The following is an 18,399-nucleotide window of genomic DNA, read 5'->3' as shown; positions in this document are numbered from 1 at the left end:
TCGGCGGTCTCAAAACGCGGTCAGGCGGACGCCGCCGTACACGGCGAGGCCTGCCCCGAGGAAGCCGGTGGGGTTCTCGTAGCGGCGGTCGAATAGGTTATCGACCCGCCCAAACACGCTCACCGTCTCGCTGACGTCGTAGTTCACCGCGAAGTTGACCAGGGTAAAGCCCGGGTTCTTGAGCCGGGCCACCGAGAAGTCGCGGTTGCCGTCGACGAAGTGGCCGAGCACGATCACGGTCCCGCTGACGGTCAGGCCCGGGAGGGGGGTCCAAAAGGCTGTCGCGCTGCCCTTGTGGCGGGGCCGTCGCAGGAGCTCCTGGTGGGTGATCTCGTTCTTGGTCACCGTGTTGGTGTAGTCGACCCGGCCCGTAAGGGTATCGGAGAACCGGACAGCGACGAAGGCTTCCGCCCCGTACGATTCGGCCCGGCCGACGTTCTCGTTCGAGGTGAACGTCGCGTTCGAGGTGATGAGGTTCTTGAAGTCGTTGGCGTAGTAAGTCGCGCCGACGAGGACGCGGTCCCCCAGGGGCTGCTCGATGCCGGCGTCGTAGCCGAGGCTCTCCTCAGGCCTGAGGTTCGGGTTGGCGAAGAAGTTCGAGGCCGGGAAGCTCTGGAACAGCTGGCTCAGGGTCGGCGCCTTGAAGCCGGTGCCGACGCTACCTTTGATCCGGGTCTCGGTGAAGGGCAGAATGTAGCTCGGCGCGACGCGGAAAGTGGTGGCCGGCCCGAACGCGTCGTTCTCGTCGTGGCGGATGTTGGCCACGAACGCCGCCCGCTCGAAGGGCGTTAGCTGCACCTCCCCGTAGCCGGCCGTGTTGCCGTTCCTCGCCCGCAGGTTGCCGGCCCCGAACGGGCTCGGGTCGGTGGTCGACAGGCTCTCGTCGTCACGCTGCGCGCCGAACAGGATCAGATTGCCGGGCGAGAGCTGGTAGTCCCCGCGGTACTCGTAGCGCGTGCGCTCGCCCAGGCCCGTTGTCGCGTCCGGCGTGGCAAGGGGGTCTAGGGGGCCCTGCTGTCTGTTGAACAGGTTCGAGTAGTTGATGGCGAAGAGGTTGTGGAAGCCGGCGAACGGCGTCCATTCGGCCTCGTTGCGGGTGAAGACCTGCTGCACGTCGGCGGCACTCCGGAACGCCGCCGGGAAGGCCGGGAAGGTGCTGAAGTCGGTGCCGGTGAACAGGAGGCGGGAATTGATGAAGCGCGTCACCGAGTTGATGCGGAAGGTGTCGGTGAACTGGTAGCCGAACTTCGCCGAGACGGTCTCGTTGTCGTAAAAATTCGGATGGATCGCCCGGCCGAGCGGGACGAGGTTCGGCGGCGTCACCGGCGTCGCGGCCGCACGGAAGTGCTGGATCGAGACCGAATAGTCGAAGCCGTCCTCCGACCCGCTGATCCTGCCGCTTTGGTTGAAGGTACCGAACGAGCCGCCCTCGCTCCGCGCGGTGGCCCTGGCCGGTCCCTCGCCACGCTTCGTCGTGAAGGAGACCGCGCCTCCAATGGCGTCGCTGCCATAGAGGCCGCTCTGGGGACCCCTGAGCACCTCGATGCGGGAGAGGTCGTCGGTCAGGAGTTGCCCGAAGTCGAAGGAGCCGTTCGGGTTCGACGGGTCGGTCGCGTCGATGCCGTCGATGAGCACCTTCACGTGGTTCGAGTTCGAGCCGCGAATGAACACCGAGGTCTGACCGCCCGGGCCGCCGGTCTGCACGACGTTGAGGCCCGGTACCTGCTGGAGGGCATCCGGGACGGTGCGGCGCTGCTGGGCCTCCAGGGTGGCGGCGGTGAGCACGGTGACGCTTGATCCGACCTGGTCGACGGGCGTCGGCACGCCGGTGGCGGAGACGGAAAGCTCGGAGAGCGTGACGGCCGCCTCGGCCCCGCGCGGGACATCGGCGAAGGGGGCGGCGGCCTGTTGCGCGAGCACGGGACCGGGAAGGGCGGCGCAGGCGAGCGCGAGCGTGCGCAAGCACGCGGTTCGGGAAGGAAAGGACACGGGACAAGCCTCGGGCGACGTCTGTGGCACGTCACCGCGAACGAGGCCTGGGCGCTTGCCTGCCGTTAGGGCAGCCGGGCGCTTCGACACCCATCAGGACACCCCGCCCGATGCGTTTCGCGTGTGACCACGACTGACGGCAGGTCTCCTGGCTCGCGGGTCACCGCCCTCTCATCGTCTTCCCAGGCCCGAAGACCCAGTGACGTGTTGATGATGGGCTCGCCGCTTACAGTTGCGGGGGCAGCCGCGGCTTCGGGAAGGCCCTTTCGGACCTCATCCTCACCGCGTTCCCTTTTGATCCTCCGGGGAGGAACCGTCGGACATACAGGACCTAAGGGAATGGCCCAGCGTCAATGTCACTTCGGGGTTTTCCGCCCTGTGTGTTCATAACGTTACAAGTCGGGCCTCGGGGTCGATGGCATTCGGTTCGGACCGCGGCAGTCCCCAGCCCTTCACCAGGCCGTAGACCGCAGGGATTACCACGAGGGTCAGGACGGTCGACGAGACCATGCCGCCGATCATGGGGACCGCGATCCGCTGCATAACCTCAGAGCCCGATCCGGTGCTCCACAGGATCGGCAGGAGCCCGGCCATGATGGCGACCACCGTCATCACCTTCGGACGCACCCGCTCCACCGCGCCGATCATGATGGCCCTCCGCAGGTCGGCACGGGTGAGTGCCCGTCCGGCGCGGTCGCATCCGGCCCGGATCTCGGCCAGCGCATGATCGAGGTAGACCAGCATGATCACCCCGGTCTCGGCCGCGACGCCTGCCAGTGCTATGAAGCCGACGGCCACCGCCACCGACAGGTTGAAGCCCATCCACCACATCAGCCAGACCCCGCCGACGAGCGCGAACGGCAGCGACAGCATCACGATCAGGGTCTCGGTCAGTCGACGGAAGTTGAGGTACAGCAGCAGGAACACGATCAGCAGCGTCAGCGGCACCACGACCTTGAGCCGGGCCGTCGCCCGGTCGAGGTACTCGACCTGACCGCTCCACTGCACGAGGGTACCCTGCGGCAGGCTCACCTCTTTGGCGACCGCCGCCCGCGCCTCGGCGACGTAGCCCCCAAGGTCGCGACCGGCGACGTCGACGTAGATGAAGACCGCGAGTTGCCCGTTCTCGGTCCGGATCTGGGTCGGGCCACGGTTCAACTGAACCTTGGCGACCTCACCGAGCGGTACCGTGCCCCCACCCGGGATCGGCACCTGAACCTCGGAGGCGATGGAGCGCGGGTCGGAGCGGAAGGCGCGCGGGTAGCGCACATTGACGGTGTAGCGCTCGCGGCCCTCGACGGTGTTGGTGACGCTCTCGCCGCCGAGCGCCATCCCGATCACGTCCTGCACGTCGCCGACGGTCAGCCCGTACCGGCCCAGCGCCTCGCGGTCGGGGGTGATGTCGAGGAAGTAGCCGCCCTGCACCCGTTCGGCGTAGGCGCTCGACGTGCCCGGCACCGCCTTCACCACCGCCTCGACCTGGCGGGCGACCTTCTCCATCTCGGAAAGGTCCGTCCCCAGCACCTTGATCCCGACCGGCGTACGGATGCCGGTCGAGAGCATGTCGATGCGGGCGCGGATCGGCTGGGTCCAGGCATTCGAGACCCCGGGGAACTGAAGCGCGGCGTCCATCTCGGCCTTCAGGCTCGCCGTCGTGACCCCGGGTCGCCACTCCGCCTTCGGCTTCAGGTTGACGATGGTCTCGAACATCTCGGACGGCGCCGGGTCGGTCGCGGTGTTGGCCCGACCGGCCTTGCCGTAGACCGAGGCGACCTCGGGGAACGACTTGATAATCCTGTCCTGGGTGGCGAGCAGGTCCCCGGCCTTGGTCACCGAGATGCCCGGCAGCGTGGTCGGCATGTACATCAAGGTGCCCTCGTCGAGGTCGGGCATGAACTCGGAGCCGAGCCGGCTCGCCGGCCATGCCGTCGCCGCCAGGACGACGAGGGCCAACAGGATGGTGAGCACCCGCGCCCGCAGGACGCCTGCGATGAGCGGTCGGTAAATCCAGATCAGGAGTCTGTTCACCGGGTTGCGGTGCTCGGGGATGATCCGCCCGCGGACGAACAGCACCATCAGCGCGGGGACGAGGGTCAGGGACAGCACCGCCGCCGCCGCCATCGCGAACGTCTTGGTGAAGGCCAGCGGACCGAATAGGCGCCCCTCCTGGCTTTCAAGGGTGAAGATCGGCAGGAAGCTCACGGTGATGATGAGGAGCGAGAAGAACAGCGACGGCCCGACCTCGCTTGCCGCCTCGATCAGGATCTCGACCCTGGGTTTGTCCGGCGGTGCCCGCTCCAGGTGCTTGTGGGCGTTCTCGATCATCACGATGGCGGCGTCGATCATGGCGCCCACCGCGATGGCGATGCCGCCCAGGCTCATGATGTTGGCCCCGAGCCCCAAAACCTTCATGCCCGCGAACGCCATGAGGATGCCGACCGGCAGCATCAGGATCGCCACCAGCGCGCTGCGGACGTGGAGCAGGAACACGACGCAGACGAGGGCGACGATGGCGCTCTCCTCGATCAGCGTGCCCTTGAGCGTCTCGATGGCCGCCTCGATGAGGTGCGAGCGGTCGTAGACCGGAAGGATCTCCGTGCCCTTGGGCAGGCTGGCGGCGACCTCGGCAAGGCGGCCCTTCACGTTCTCGATGACGTTCAGGGCGTTGGCCCCGAACCGCTGCAGCACGATCCCGCCGGCGACCTCGCCGTCGCCGTTCATCTCGGTGATCCCGCGGCGCTCGTCGGGACCGAGCTCGACCCGGGCGACGTCCTTCACCCGGAGGGGCGTGCCCGCCTCCGTCCTCAGGACGATGCTCTCGATGTCGGCGACGCTCTTGAGGTAGCCGCGGCCACGGACGACGAACTCGAACTCGGAGAGCTCGACGGTGCGGCCGCCGACGTCGGCGTTGCTCGCCCGGATGGCCTCCCGGAGCTTGGACAGGGTGATGCCCTGCGCCCGCAGGCGGTTCGGATCGACCACGACGTTGTACTGCTTCACGAAGCCGCCGACGCCGGCGACCTCCGCCACGCCCTCGGCGCGCGACGCCCCGAAGCGGACGACCCAGTCCTGCAGCGACCGGAGCTCGGCCAGCGTCCGTTCCTTGGCGACCACGACGTACTGGTAGACCCAGCCGACCCCGGTCGCGTCGGGCCCCAGGGTCGGGGTCACGCCGGCCGGCAGGCGCTTGGCCACGGTGTTCAGGTATTCGAGCACCCGGCTGCGGGCCCAGTACGGGTCGGTGCCGTCCTCGAAGATGACGTAGACGAACGACACCCCGAAGAACGAGAAGCCGCGCACGACCTTCGACCGGGGCACCGTCAGCATCGCGGTGGTCAGCGGGTAGGTGACCTGATCCTCGATGACCTGCGGCGCCTGCCCGGGGTACTCGGTGTAGACGATGGTCTGGACGTCCGAGAGGTCCGGGATCGCGTCGAGCGGCAGGGTCCTTAAGGCGTAGAGCCCCGCTCCGACCGCGAACACCGTCCCGATCAGGACCAGCACCAGATTCCGGGCCGACCAGGCGATCAGACGGGCAATCATGGCGCCTTCCCTTCGGCCGCAGCCTGCGGGCCCGGGTCGGGTTTGGGCTCCGAAAGCCCCTGCAGCGCCGCCTTCAGGTTGCTCTCGGCGTCGATCAGGAAGTTGGCCGAGGTCACCACGCGGTCGCCGGCGACGATGCCGTCGCGGATCTCGACGTAGCCGTCGCCACGGGTGCCGAGCCTGACCGGTCTCGGCTCGAAGCGGCCCTCGCCCCTGTCGAGCAGGACGACTTGTTTCGTGCCGGTGTCGATTACGGCGTCGTCGGGCACCGCCACCACCGGCCTGTCGCTGCCGGTGGCGATCGTCACGTCGGCGAACATCCCCGGGCGCAGGTCGCCGTTCGGGTTCGGCAACTCGATGCGCAGGCGGGCGGTCCGGGTCCCCATGGCGAGGTGCGGGTAGATCCGGGTCACCGCGCCGGTGAAGACGCGGTCCGGGAACGTCCTGGCGCGCACGGTCGCCGTCTGGCCCTCCGCCACGGCCGCCAGGTCGCGTTCGGTCACGTCGGCCAGGACCCAGACCCGCGAGTGGTCGACGAGCTTGAACAGGGTGTCGCCGGACTTGGCGCGCATGCCGTCCGAGACGTTGCGCTCGACCACGACGCCGTCGCGGGGCGCCGACCACGTGATGGTCGAGGGCACTTTTCGGGTACGCTCGATCTCGTCGATGACCTCGGACGGGATGCCGAGGTTCTCCAGGCGCCGGCGGGCGCCCTCGTAGCCGATGCCGGTGAGGTACTGCGCCGCGGCCGCGTTCATCTCCGGCGAGAACAGGCGCAGGAGCGGCTGGCCCTTGTGGACGTGGTCGCCGGTGGTGACGGCCTCGACCTTCTCGATGAAGGCGTCCGTGCGCATCGCGATGACCGAGATCCGGCGCTCGTCCTCCTCGATGGCGCCCGGCGCGCGCACCGGCATCGACAGGACCCGTCGCTCGGCGACCGCCGTCCGTACCCCGGTGCGCTGGAGCTTGCCCGGCGAGATCCTCACGGTGCCGTCGTCGGTGTCCTCGCCCTCGTAGACGGGGAGGTAGTCCATCCCCATCGAATCCTTTTTCGGAATCGGCGAGGTGTCCGGAAGGCCCATCGGGTTGCGGTAGAAGCGTACCTTGCGGGTCCCCGCGGGCGTGATGGCCTGACCCATGGCCATGTCGCCGTGCCCGGGGTCCGGCATCGCCTCCGCCTCGTCGGGTTCGTCGAAGCGCACGTCCTCGCTGGCGCGGACGGCGCGGTAGTCTCGACCGTCCGCGGTGCGTGTCGGCTCCGCGGCGTAGTCCGGCTTCCCGTCCGGGTCCCGGTAGTAGACCACCGGACCCGTCGCCTTGGCCGGGACCCGAACGGGTACCGAAGGCGGCTGCCGAGTTCCCGGCAGCCAATGGGCGAACCCGGTCCGCGCCTGCCGGACGAGCCCCGGCACGGGGCTGCCCTCGTGCCCAGCGCCATACCCCAAAACCCCCGCCGCGAGCGCGGCGAGGGTCCCGGCTGCCCAAGCCGACCGGTTCACTTGGTGGCCTTGAACACCAGCCTGTTCTCGACGGTGCCGGTCTCGCCCTGCACCTTGGCCCCGAGCGAGAGGCGCCAGCCGCCGGCCATCGTCAGCTTCGCCTTGAACCGGTAGACGCCCGGCTCCGGTGACGGCAGCTGCTCGATCTTCGAGGTCATCTCCTCCATGCTGTCGGGCGCCATGTCGATGCGCTTGGCGAAGATGACGGCGTTCGGCACGGGCTTGGACGTGCGCTTGTCGACGAGGCGGACGTCGAGGATGGCCTCGCCCTGCCTGGCCTCGTCCTTCACCAGCTGGAACTCGTAGTCCTTGGTGTCGGCCCGGGCCGCGGCAGTGAGGGCGAGGCCGAGCAGCGCAGCCGTCAGGGCGCGCGAAAACGATGTGTTGGACACGGTCGATGATCTCCTGAAAACGATGGGACCCGGGCCTTCAGGCGCGCGGGATCGGCCGGCGCTCACGCCGGCGGCATCGAATTCAGGCTCGGGGAGGCTCGGTGGGCGGCCCTTGCGAGAGGCTGTCGAAGGAGGCGGTGACGCCCCAAATCGGCCCCTCGACGCCGGCAACGCGGCCCGGAAGTCCGACGGCGACCGGCAGGCCGGTGACGACCTTCGCCAGGCAGAGCGCCATCAACGGGCAGCCCTTCGAGCAGTCGGGCATGTCCGGCCGCTCCTTGGGACAGCACGGCATCTCGTCCATGGCCATCCCGGCCATGTCGTCCATGGCCTCGTCGGGCATCGCCATGGCGTGACCCTGAACGGCCGTCGGCGCGCGCATGCCCGAGGCGGCCGCGGAGGCGGTCACCGGCGCGAGGGCGAGGCCGAGCACCGCCAGGAGCGGGAGCAGCCGCCGAAGGGCGAGCCAGAAGGTCACGGACGGAGGATGCCACATCGCATGTCGGCGAGGAAGGGACAGGGACTACGCGACGCGCCGAAGCGATACGGCGAGCGCGACGTTCGCGAGGGCGAGCACGGTAAGAAGCGCGTCGGTTCGCCCGACGCAAGGGCGGACCCTGGCCGTGATGCAGGTCTCGGGCGGTTCGCAGTCGTTCAACGCGGTCAACGGCCTGCGTGTGCTCGGCAGGTGGATGCGGATGATCACCATCCCCAACCAGTCCTCGGTCCCGATGGCCTACAAGGAGTTCGACGAGGCCGGCCGGATGAAGCCGGGGCCGCTCTACGACCGGGTGGTCGACGTCTGCGAGGAGCTGTTCAAGTTTACCCTGCTGACGCGCGGCCGCTCCGACTACCTCGTCGACCGGTATTCGGAGCGCAGGGAGCGGGAGCCGGAACGGCTCAAGTCCGTCGCCGCCGACATCGGGTTCGTCGCCAGGCCCATCTGAGGCCGCCAGGCCGGTCGGTTCCTCGCAGGTCCGATGCAGGGATCTGCATGGCCCGCGGGCGGGCGGGCCTCAGGGTGCACTGGACCGACGCGTCTCTCGGGCGCGCTCAAGGTCTGAACTTCACGGCTTTGTGGATGCGCTGATCGCGCCGTTCCTCAAGCTGGGATGCGGTCGATGCCGGCGGTGTCCTCGGCCGCAACGCCGTTCTCGCGGTGACGGAAGTCGCTCAGTGCCCGATAGACCTGCAATCGCGCGCGCATCACCGAACCGAGCGGCATGTGCGCAGCGAGGCTGTGCGCGGGGCGGAAGGTCATCACCTCGTCGAAGTAGCGCACCCGCTCCAGCGAATAGGCGTCCTGGCGTGGCAGACGGAGCGTCGCCACCGTCCGGTAGGGGCTGACCGAGACCGGCCAGTCGACCGAGGCGACTTCGATGGGCTGCCGCTCGGCATCCGCCCAAAGCTGCGCCTTCAGCTCGAACACCACCTCGTTCTTTCGGAAGAAGGCGACCGTTGCGTGCCGGAAGCCGTCCTCGTCCTGGTGCGGATCGAGCCTCCAATCGGACAGCGCGCGCTGGGCCTCGGCCGTGGGAACGGCCGCGAGCTTAGCCACGTAATCGCCGTACCGCACCGGCGCCTGGCTGAAGTAGCTGTCCGCCAGAGGGTGACTGTAGGGGTGTCCGAAGAAGTCGGCGAGCGCGATCGGTGCCGAAGGCATGGAGCGCCTTGTTGAGGTTGCGCATGGTGGAGGATACCGCGCTCTTCACGCCCTCAGGCAGGCCGGTCGACTTGCCGATGACCGTGCCGTCGCGCAGGAAGCCGGCCGCGGTGCCGGACGGGAAGGTCGTGCCGGTTGCGAGCACGAAGTCCTGGGTGTCGACGGAATGGCCTGGGAGCTTCTCTCCAGGAACGTCGAAGACCTTGATGGACATGCCGCGATGGGTCGACACGCGGTCACCCAGGGTCTCGCCGGGGCCCTGCGCGAAGCGTACCGCGACGGGATGGCTACCAGGCGTGGCGAAAAGCCCTTGCGCCAGCTCCGGCTGCAGGCCGGCAGCGACCGTCAGCTTGCCCGTGACGCAGGCCGAGCTCTTCGCGTGGCTAGCGCGGACCGCGTGGTGCTCGCGCTTTTCGACCGTCTCCGACTGCTGGGTCATGCCCTTTATGATGCCGTCGATGGTCTCCTGCTCGTCTAGCGCCGGCTGCTCGATGTCGGGGGCGTAGCGCAGGTAGGTCATGCTTATCCTTCGGTAATAGCTTCAACCGTGCTTGGTCAGGCACTAAAGCAGGCTGCCGCCCAGCCATCTTCCGATGCGGGTCTCGTCAAGAAGCAAGCGCTCCTCGGACGAGGGCTAGGTTCAAACGGTCGCGAATGCGACTCCGGCAGATTGATGCTCTTACAAACGCCAGACGGTTTGGTCGTTCCCGACGGACCGGCTACGGACGACCGAAGGGAACGCAATCCTAGACGCAGGATCGTCCCGTATGACCGTTGAGTAATGGGTCGATACGGCGATGATGTCCGTTTCGATATCCCTGCGTTCGATGCGCCCAAACCCAGCCTGATCGAGGCTCGGGCTAATCCGGTCCGGCCACCCGGCCATCCGCGGCATCAGATCCGCATGCGATCGATCAGGACCCTGAGACCTCCGGAGACATGCCTTCGGCTCGGGTAGTAGAGGAACAGGTCGCCCTTCACTGGGCACCAAGCCTCCAAGCAGAGGCCCAGGGTTCCGGTATCGAGATACGGCCTGGCGCGATCCTCCCAGACGTAGGCGAGACCGCCCCCCTTGGCGGCGACCTCGATCATCAGTTGCTGGTCGTCGAGGGTGATCGGTCCGTCGACCTCGACCTCAATGGCCTCGCCGTCCCGTTCGAACCGCCAGTTGAACATCTTGCCGCTGGGGAAGCGGTACCGGATGCCAATGTGGCGGGCGAGGTCGCGCGGGTGCTTCGGGCGAGGGTTCCTGCTCAGGTAATCCGGCGAGCCCACCACGACGAGACGCTGCACCGGCCCGATCCGGATGGCGACCATATCCCGGGACAGCACCTCGCCGAACCGGATGCCCGCATCGAACCCTTCCTCGACGATATCGACCAGACTGTCGGTGGCCACGAAGTCGAGGCGCAGACCCGGGTTCTCCTCGATCAGCGGGACCATGACGTCGCGCAGCAGGAAGGGGGCAATCGAGGTCGGCAGATTGATCCTGACGGTGCCGAACGGGGTCTCCCGGAAGGTGTTCAGGCTCTCCTGGGCCCTGGCGATCTGCTCGAAGGCAGGTGCGAGCTCGGCGAGAAAGCGTTCGCCCGCGTCGGTCAGGGCGACGGACCGTGTCGTGCGCTGGAGCAGCCGAACGCCGATGCGGTCCTCAAGGCTGCGGATGGCATGGCTGACAGCGGATGAGGCGACGCCACGCTCCGTTGCCGCCTTCCGGAAGCTGCGATGCCTGGCGACCGCCAGGAAGGTCGACATCTCGCCGAGTTCGCTCGCGCGCATTGTTCTGTCTCGTTCAGCACCGCGCGCAGAAACTAGCAGGTTATCGCAACAGTCGCCCACCCTTAGGTTCAGGTCAGCAGCCGATCCCCGATCCGTGGAAATGGCATCGGCGATGGCCGGCATCGGCGGGGAACGATCATGGACCTTGGATTGAACGGCAAGACGGCAGTGGTGACCGGCGCGAGCCAAGGGCTGGGAAGGGCCATCGCCAAGACCCTGGCGACCGAGGGTGTGAGGGTGTTTGCGACCGCCCGCGACGAGGACTTGCTGGCGAGCCTCGTCGCGGAGGTGGTGGACGCCGGCGGCATCGCCCCGGTCACCTTAGTGCAGGACTTCGTCGCCCCCGACGGGCCGGGGAGGATCGCGGAGGCGGCGCTTTCGTCGTTCGGCCAGGTCGACGTCCTCGTCAATAATGCCGGCGGGAGCCGTCCGATGGCCATCGACGCCCCCGAGGAGCAGTGGGTCGAGGGCATGACCTTGAACTTCAACCGTCACCGGCAACTGACCCAGGCCCTCCTGCCGAACTTCCTCAGCCTCAAGGCGGGGTCGATCATCAGTATCTCGGGCAACCTGGAGCCGGAGGTGGTCAACGCGGCGATGGTGGCGAAGGCAGGCTTGGTGGTCTGGTCCAAGGGGCTCTCGGAGCAGCTCGGCGCGCACGGCGTAACCGTGAACTGCGTCCAGCCCGGCCTCATCGATACGGCCCAGATCCGTAGGCTCTATCCCGGCGACGAGCGGCGCAAGTTCGCGGAACGGGAGATCGCCCTGCGGGACTTTGGGAAGCCGGAGGACGTCGCCAACGCGGTCACCTTCCTGGCCTCCCCGAAGGCCGGATACGTCACCGGCATCGTCCTCACGGTCGATGGCGGCATGCGCCGGTATTCCTTCTGACACCCGGCGTCACCCGGACCGCTCCGGCGGTCGTTCATCCCATCCCAGGACAAGGAACAGCCAATGTCGCGCATCGTACGATTCCATGAGATCGGTGGTCCCGAGGTCCTCAAGGTCGAGGATGTCGAGGTGCCCGCCCCCAAGGCCGGCGAGGTCCAGATCCGGGTGAAGGCTATGGGCCTGAACCGCGCCGAGGTCATGTTCCGCACCGGCCAGTACGTCACCCAGCCGACCTTTCCCGCGACCACCGGCTACGAGGCCGCGGGCCTGGTCGAGAGGATCGGCCCCGGCGTCGAAGGCTTCTCGGTCGGCGACAAGGTCAGCGTCGTGCCCTGCTTCGTGCTGGGCGAGTACGGCCTGCACGGCGAGCTCGTGAACGCCCCGGTCTTCGGCGTGGTGAGGCACCCGGAGAGCCTGTCCTGGGAGGACGCCGCCGCGACCTGGATGATGTTCGTCACGGCCTACGGCGCCCTGGTCGACATCGCCAGGATGCAAAAGGGCGACGTGGTGCTGATCCGGGCGGCCTCGTCCAGCGTAGGGCTCGCCGCCATCCAGATCGTCAACATGCTCGGTGGGGTCTCCGTCGCACTCACGCGGGGTAGCTCGAAGCGGGAGACGCTTCTCGCGGCAGGGGCGCAGCACGTCATCGCCACGTCCGAGCAGGACCTCGTCGCCGAGGTCAGGAGGATCACCGACGGCAAGGGCGCCCGTATCGCCTTCGATCCGGTCGGTGGGCCCGAGGTTCCGAAGATCCTCGATGCGCTCTCGCACCTGGGCATCTTCTTCCAGTACGGCGCGCTCGACGTTTCCGACGTGCCGGTGCCGGTCCTCTCCCTCCTTGGGAAGAACCTCACCATCCGGGGCTACCAACTTTTCGAGATCACCACGGACCCGGAACGGCTGGAGCGGGCCAAGGCCTTCATCGTCGAGGGGTTGGCCTCGGGGGCGCTGAAGCCCGTCATCGCGCGGACCTTCAAGCTCGATGAGATCGTGGAGGCGACCCGCTTCATGGAGAGCAACGAGCAGGTCGGGAAGATCGTGGTGACCGTCTGACCGACCGACGCTGAACCAAACACCGGATACGGCCTCCTTCCCGCGAGGCCGTATCGCTCGAAACCCGAACGCCCGGTAGGGGTGGTCGTGATCGACGCCACTCCGTTTCGTGCCAGTTCGCCCAGGCCCGGAAAGGTCCCGGCCCATCGACAAGCACATGGTTTACGAAACGTTGATTCCGACAGCGGGCACAGGGAAGCGCTTCCCGTTTCCCGCTGCCATCGGAGTCGCGAATTCCGACGCTCCGGGGCCGACCTGCGATGGCTCAAGGGCGCCCGCGAAGTCCGGTCAGCGACCGAGCCGCTGTTGCAGTTTGCAGGGTAGCGGTCGTCTTGCACCGTAGCTTTCACGAGCACATCCGCGATGCCGGACAACCCGCTCGCTTGACGTATCAGCGACGCGCTAACCCACGGGTCGAGAGGCCTGGCCTGAAGGCTTCCCATTGGAACGGATGGTCAGCCCGGCATGATGCAGGCGGAACCATCCGGTCTTCCAGGCGCCGGCGGCAACTCAGCTGCCGGATACCTCGCCGGGGAGAAACAGGTGCCGCACGTCCGCACCAACCTGGTTGACCGCGCCGATCCGCTCGATGAGTTGGGCCGGCCGGCTGCCGCGCAGGCCCGCCAGCGTCAGCTTTCCGTCGCGGACGTAGGTGTAGACACCGCTGACCGCGAACGCCGAGGCATGGGCGATATGCTCGCCCAATCCCACGGTCGCCGCCCCGAAGGCGTCGGACGCGTAGAAGGTCCGCCGATCCAACGGTGAGCCGAACGCCAGTTCCAGGACCGCGATCAGCCGACGTTCGCTCGGCACCGCGTGATCCACGTTCGGCGCCGGCGGAGCGGGCTTCGCGTTGTCGTAGGGCTCAGGCAGGTGAAGCCGCACCTTCAGGACCGCCGCCTCTGCCGCGAGGAAGCGGGCCAACGCGGTTATGCGCCTGCCGAACGCCGCCGCATCATCGTTTAAGGCGCCGAGATGGATCTCGATCCGGTCGAGACCGTCGTCCCCGTTCGGGGACGGCTCGGCCACACGGTCCACCAAGGTCGTCGAGCCGTGCGGGAGCGCGTACGCGAGCGTGGCGGCGAACATGTTCTGCTCGTCCGCGAACAGGATCGGGCACGCCTCGTCGAAGGCTACCTGGTCCGAGGCGGAGCGGAAGCCGATCTCGACGCCCCCGTCCAACTCGTAGTCCTCGAACGGTCCGATGCCCTCGACCACGGGCCATAGGTGGGCGTCCTGCTCACGGTCGAGATGCCGCTGCACGTACCACCCGAGCCCGGGAATGCGCGCGCAGAGGGGGCCGTGCACGTCCCGCCAGTAGGTTGCGAAAAGCTCGTGCGGCACACGGGGGCGTCGCAGCACCGTGGTGTAGGTGTTGATCGTGATGGTGGCGTCGCGTTCGGCGTAGTCGACGGTCGTGGTGAGCCTGGGCATGTTCGCTCCTATCGTCCGGGTCGGGGAGATCCTCAGGTCGCCGGGGCATCCTCGACCTGGTAGCGCAGCCACACCAATCCGCCTTCGAGCGTTTCGGTGGAGACGTGGCGAAGCGACTGGCCGGCGCCCGGCCGTTCGCCGGGCTCCCCCTGGTACCCGAAGATGCTCTCGACGCCGGCCAGGCCGTCGACGGCCGGCTGGATGAGCACGCTGATCTCGTCGATGAGGCCGGCCTTCAGGAAGGCGCCGTTGATGCCCGCGCCGCCCTCCAGCAGGATCGTCTCGATGCCGAATGTCTCGCCGAGAGCTTCCATCGCCCGCCCTAGGTCCCGTCCGTCCGGGCCGGCGAATAGGTAGGAGACGCCATCCTCGCGCAGCTCGGCCAGGTAAGCATCGGGGACACCCTCCGACAGCACGGCGACGACATGGTCGCCGAGGACATTGTCCTGGCCGTAGTGGACCTTCCCGTGCGGGTCGATGGCGACCGCGAGGTCACGGTCCTTCCGGTCTCCGACGAAGGGCTCGCGCGAGGCGACACCGGCGCTTCCGACGTCGCGTGCCGATCCCTTGGCCATCTCCTGCATCGTCACGCGGCCGATCATCCAGCCCTGCGCCTCGAACCGGGCCGAGACCTCGTCGTAGTGCCGGCGAAGGCGGGCACCGTCCACGCCAGCCGCCGGGACCGTGTACCGGCTCGGATGGAGCCGTCCGTCGACGGAGCTCACCATGTGGCAGATAATCCTGGGTCGCATGGGTCATGTCCCTTGTCCGATATCCCCTTCCACAACGCCGGATCCCCGCCGGCCGCCTCACCGAGGCAGCGCGTAGGCCACGAGCTTGGTGCCCGGCGTGGTCTTAATCGAGGGCTTGCCGCCCGCCGCGACTACGACGAACTGCCTTCCGCTTGGGGACCGATACGTCATCGGCGTCGCCTGGCCTCCGGCAGGCAGGCGCGCCTTCCACACCTCCTCACCGGTGGAGACGTCGTAGGCGCGGATGGCCTGCTCGACCGAGGCCGCGATGAAGACCAGGCCGCCGCGGGTCGTGATCGACCCACCCAAGAAGGGTACGCCCATCGGCAACGGCAGCATCTTAGGGATGCCGAGCGGGCCGGTGTCGCGGGCGGTGCCGAACGGCCGGCTCCAGATCACCCGCCCGCTGGACAGGTCGACCGCGGACATCAGCCCCCACGGCGGCGGGCTGCACGGCGACCGACATCGTCGCCGAGCGGTTCGACGCCGGCGTTCGTCTCGGAGGCATCGTCGCCAAGGACATGGTCGCCGTCCCCATCGGACCGACGATGCGAATGGCGGTGGTGGGCTCACCCTCGTATTTCGAGGCCCGGACGAAGCCTCGCACGCCGCAGGACCTCGTGTCCCACATCTGCATCAACCACCGCCTGCCGACGCTGGGCGGTCTCTACGTGTGGGAGTTCGACGAGGGCGGTCGCGAAACGCGGGTTCGGGTGGAGGGACAACTGACCTTCAATGACGCCGCCATGCTCCTGCGCGCGGCCCTGGACGGCTTCGGTCTCGCCTACCTTCCCGAAGACATGGTGAGGGCGCACATCGACGAGGGCAGGCTCATCAGGGTTCTGGAGCGGTGGTGCGATCGGTTTCCGGGCTACCACCTCTACTATCCGAGCCGACGTCAGCATTCGCCGGCCTTCGCGCTGCTGGTCGAGGCCCTGCCTTACCGGCCTTCAGTTGGTGAACGACCGCGGGCCGTTTCCGATTGACCGCCGGACTGCTAGCGGTCGCCGCGCGCGGCCGCGGCGGCGAAGGGGCCTGGCCGTCCGAGTCGGTGCCTGTCCCGAAGCGCCGCCATGGCCTCGTCGGCAGCCCTTTGCCCGCTGTCGTGGGCTCCGTGGGCGGTCGTGAAGTCGAAGGGGTGCGTCGCCTCGCCGGCGAAGAAAAGCCGGTCCTCGAAAGGCCGGGCCAGCTGGGCCCGTGCACCGGATCGCCCCGGCAGGGCGCAGCTATACGCGCCGCCGATGGAAGCCATCCGGCTCCAGCACGTCGCCGCGAGCGGTCGGATCGCCGACGCCACGTCGGTGCCAAACAGGCTGGCCAACTCGGCCGACACGTAGGCGAAACCTGCGGCCGGGCCTTCCTCCGCCACGACGCGGGCGCCCTCGCCCCCGAGGAACGCCTCGATCACCGGCCAGCCGTTGGGCCGGATGGAGTAGGCGGCGGACCTTGGATCGTAGAGGTTGCCGTAGGCGTGCGTATCCGGCTCAAACCCGACCTCGGGTCCGATCTCCAAAAAGACCTTCTCGTTGCGGCCCAAAGGCAGTGCGGCGGCCGCCTCGCGCCAGGGATCGGTTCTGGAGGGAAGGCGGATCGCGTCGCCGGCCAGGACCGCGGTCGAGACCGTGAGAATGGCGGCCCCGGCGTGGACGGTGCCGGCGCGGGTGGTGACGGCGACGCCGTCCGCCGTCAGGTCGATCCGCTCGGCGGGGGTGGCGAGCCGCAGCGTCGTCGCGGACGGCAGGCTGGAGGCAACCAAGGTGCCGTAGCCAAGCGGCAAGTTCCAGTTCCGGCCCGTGGAGGCATCGTCGTAAGCCAGGTAGTCGGTAGCCGAGATCGCCTCAGGCGCGACGCCGCTCATGAAGCCGGCGATGGCCCGGACGTAGGCGTTCCAGGCACCGCCGGGCTCAAGGGCGTCGCTGGCCCGGTCGCTGGCCCTCGCGACCGTGCGGAGCCGCTCATCCCAGTCGCCGTACGCCCGTTGCGCCGCCTCTTGCCCGTCTTGGTCCTCGGTGAGGGAAGGATGCGCCTTAGCCCATGGTGGCTCGCCTCGGTCGACCGGGAAGCCCGATGTCTCGGCGATGCCAACCCAGGCGTTGCGGTCGCCCGAGTGAAGCCACTCGCAGCCGAGGTCGAGCGGATGGCCGCCGAGATCCTGCGTGCATGCACGGCCACCGAGACGCGATGACGCCTCAAGCAACAGAGCCGATTTGCCATGGGCCGCGAGCCGCCGAGCGGCGCCGATGCCGGCGGCGCCTCCCCCTACGATGATGACATCGAACTCGCTGCCCATGAGGCCAAGGTGAGGTCGGCCGATACGGCTTCCAAGGTCCGTGCGGCGGTCACGACGCAGGTCTGTCGAATTCGATGCCCTTTATGCAGGCTCCCGTCCGCCGGCTGCGTCCGTGCTTGTGGCGTTCTGGCCGGCGGGTGCCTGCCGTGATCCTGGATCAGGGTTTCGAGGGCTCGCCTAGGCCAGCCCAGGCAGGCTCCTCCTCCCTGTCCGTCCCTGGCGGAGGGTGCGGTGGGGGAGCCGTCCTGGGCTCGGCGGCGTTGGCAAGCCGATGTCCTGGGTGGCCGGAGGAATGCCCTCAGGTAAATCGCTTCGTCCGACATGGCATCCTCCGTGTCCGCATGAAGCCCAGGGATAACCCGACGGTCGAGCTTGCGGCTGGTCGTCGTCCAGGCGATCGATGCGCCCCGATCAGGAGTACGACACCATGAAAGCAGCCGCGCGCCATCCGTCCGATTGACCCCGGAGAGCCGCGCCGCGTGCCGAGCCTCCGATTTCCTGGAGGCCATCATGGCTACCTACGTCACAGCCGACAGCCACTTCGGGCACCCATTGGTGATCTCGGATAAAATCCAGGCGCGAAGGCCGTTCGCCTCGATCCAGGAGCACGACGAGACCCTGATCGCGCTCTGGAACGCGGTCGTGCGCCCGACGGACACCGTCTGGCACCTGGGCGACTTCGCTCACAAGTGCACCGAGGAGCATGCCCTACGGGTCTTCAGGCGCCTGAACGGGCGGAAGCTCCTGATCCGCGGCAACCACGACAAGCTCGGCGAGCGCCTGCCCTGTGCCGAGCCGGTCCGCGACCTGGCTCGGATCCATCTGCCGGATCCGGCCGGTGGGTCCCAGGAAATCTGGCTGAGCCACTATGCCCATCGTACGTGGCCAGCCGCGCACCGAGGAGCCATCCACCTCTACGGGCAGTCCCACGGTAGCCTTCCCGGGACCGCGGCGAGCACCGACGTGGGCGTCGATTGCTGGGACTACGCCCCGACGACCCTGGAACGGATCCGCGAGCGGCTCGCCGAGAACGCGGCCGCCGAGGTCGAACGGTCGGGAGGGTAGCACCGGGGATGCCGCCCCGCCGTCGGAGACCTCGAACGCGACGGGGCGG

The 18,399-nt window shown here is 68.2% G+C and carries 13 protein-coding genes, 3 pseudogenes and 1 riboswitch; of the genes and pseudogenes, 5 read left to right on the top strand and 11 right to left on the bottom strand.

What is annotated here, in order from left to right; genetic code table 11:
• Positions 1–9 precede the first annotated feature (9 nt).
• The 5 genes from FV242_RS05965 to FV242_RS05945 all read right to left on the bottom strand — a co-directional run bounded on the left by FV242_RS05965 (position 10) and on the right by FV242_RS05945 (position 7,901).
• Positions 10–1,962, bottom strand: coding sequence for a TonB-dependent siderophore receptor (locus tag FV242_RS05965; RefSeq protein ID WP_246692614.1), 1,953 nt, complete (start codon positions 1,960–1,962; stop codon positions 10–12).
• A gap of 147 nt (positions 1,963–2,109) precedes the next feature.
• A riboswitch (cobalamin riboswitch) is annotated at positions 2,110–2,322 on the bottom strand.
• A gap of 51 nt (positions 2,323–2,373) precedes the next feature.
• A complete protein-coding gene (locus FV242_RS05960) occupies positions 2,374–5,532 on the bottom strand; it encodes an efflux RND transporter permease subunit (protein ID WP_147938276.1) in 3,159 nt (1,052 codons plus the stop codon).
• On the bottom strand, positions 5,529–7,031 hold the full coding sequence (locus tag FV242_RS05955; protein ID WP_147764610.1) for an efflux RND transporter periplasmic adaptor subunit: 1,503 nt from the start codon (positions 7,029–7,031) through the stop codon (positions 5,529–5,531). Before FV242_RS05955 ends, FV242_RS05960 begins: the two co-directional genes overlap by 4 nt.
• On the bottom strand, positions 7,028–7,423 hold the full coding sequence (locus FV242_RS05950) for a FixH family protein (protein ID WP_147938275.1): 396 nt from the start codon (positions 7,421–7,423) through the stop codon (positions 7,028–7,030). Before FV242_RS05950 ends, FV242_RS05955 begins: the two co-directional genes overlap by 4 nt.
• An 82-nt stretch (positions 7,424–7,505) precedes the next feature.
• Positions 7,506–7,901, bottom strand: a complete 396-nt coding sequence (locus FV242_RS05945; protein ID WP_147764608.1) for a hypothetical protein — start codon at positions 7,899–7,901, stop codon at positions 7,506–7,508.
• Between the two features lie 112 nt (positions 7,902–8,013).
• On the opposite strand from FV242_RS05945, the pseudogene FV242_RS05940 reads away from it, so the two are divergent.
• Positions 8,014–8,370, top strand: a pseudogene (locus FV242_RS05940) (arsenical resistance protein ArsH); the annotation flags it as partial.
• 155 nt (positions 8,371–8,525) lie between these two features.
• Here FV242_RS05940 and FV242_RS05935 read toward each other — a convergent pair.
• Positions 8,526–9,606: pseudogene (locus tag FV242_RS05935) on the bottom strand (catalase family protein).
• Positions 9,607–9,980: 374 nt separating this feature from the next.
• Complete coding sequence (locus FV242_RS05930; protein WP_147938274.1) at positions 9,981–10,865, bottom strand: LysR family transcriptional regulator; 885 nt, start codon at positions 10,863–10,865, stop codon at positions 9,981–9,983.
• Between the two features lie 138 nt (positions 10,866–11,003).
• Between FV242_RS05930 and FV242_RS05925 the strand changes: the two genes are divergently transcribed.
• Positions 11,004–11,756 (top strand): SDR family NAD(P)-dependent oxidoreductase, encoded by a 753-nt coding sequence (locus tag FV242_RS05925; RefSeq protein ID WP_147938273.1) that lies wholly within the window; start codon positions 11,004–11,006, stop codon positions 11,754–11,756.
• A 63-nt stretch (positions 11,757–11,819) separates the two neighbouring features.
• Entirely contained in the window at positions 11,820–12,809 is a 990-nt protein-coding gene (locus tag FV242_RS05920; RefSeq protein ID WP_147938272.1) for a zinc-dependent alcohol dehydrogenase family protein, read from the top strand.
• Positions 12,810–13,319: 510 nt separating this feature from the next.
• Here the strand turns inward: FV242_RS05920 and FV242_RS05915 are convergent.
• The 3 genes from FV242_RS05915 to FV242_RS05905 are packed head-to-tail and all read right to left on the bottom strand — an operon-like array spanning position 13,320 to position 15,424.
• The gene (locus FV242_RS05915) at positions 13,320–14,243 is read right to left on the bottom strand and encodes a hypothetical protein (RefSeq protein ID WP_147938271.1); all 924 of its coding nucleotides are present in this window, start codon (positions 14,241–14,243) and stop codon (positions 13,320–13,322) included.
• Positions 14,244–14,275: 32 nt separating this feature from the next.
• A complete protein-coding gene (locus FV242_RS05910; protein ID WP_147938270.1) occupies positions 14,276–14,995 on the bottom strand; it encodes a RibD family protein in 720 nt (239 codons plus the stop codon).
• Between the two features lie 57 nt (positions 14,996–15,052).
• Complete coding sequence (locus tag FV242_RS05905; protein WP_147938269.1) at positions 15,053–15,424, bottom strand: PQQ-binding-like beta-propeller repeat protein; 372 nt, start codon at positions 15,422–15,424, stop codon at positions 15,053–15,055.
• Between the two features lie 29 nt (positions 15,425–15,453).
• Here FV242_RS05905 and FV242_RS05900 point away from each other — a divergent pair.
• Positions 15,454–15,981: pseudogene (locus FV242_RS05900) on the top strand (LysR substrate-binding domain-containing protein); the annotation flags it as partial.
• A gap of 11 nt (positions 15,982–15,992) precedes the next feature.
• Here FV242_RS05900 and FV242_RS05895 read toward each other — a convergent pair.
• Positions 15,993–17,285 (bottom strand): FAD-dependent oxidoreductase, encoded by a 1,293-nt coding sequence (locus FV242_RS05895; RefSeq protein ID WP_147938267.1) that lies wholly within the window; start codon positions 17,283–17,285, stop codon positions 15,993–15,995.
• Positions 17,286–17,795: 510 nt separating this feature from the next.
• Here FV242_RS05895 and FV242_RS05890 point away from each other — a divergent pair.
• On the top strand, positions 17,796–18,350 hold the full coding sequence (locus FV242_RS05890; RefSeq protein ID WP_187278344.1) for a metallophosphoesterase: 555 nt from the start codon (positions 17,796–17,798) through the stop codon (positions 18,348–18,350).
• Positions 18,351–18,399: the final 49 nt, after the last annotated feature.

Origin of the sequence: Methylobacterium sp. WL64 (assembly GCF_008039945.1) — a bacterium.
Classification (GTDB): domain Bacteria; phylum Pseudomonadota; class Alphaproteobacteria; order Rhizobiales; family Beijerinckiaceae; genus Methylobacterium.
This window is presented reverse-complemented; position numbering and strand designations above follow the sequence as displayed.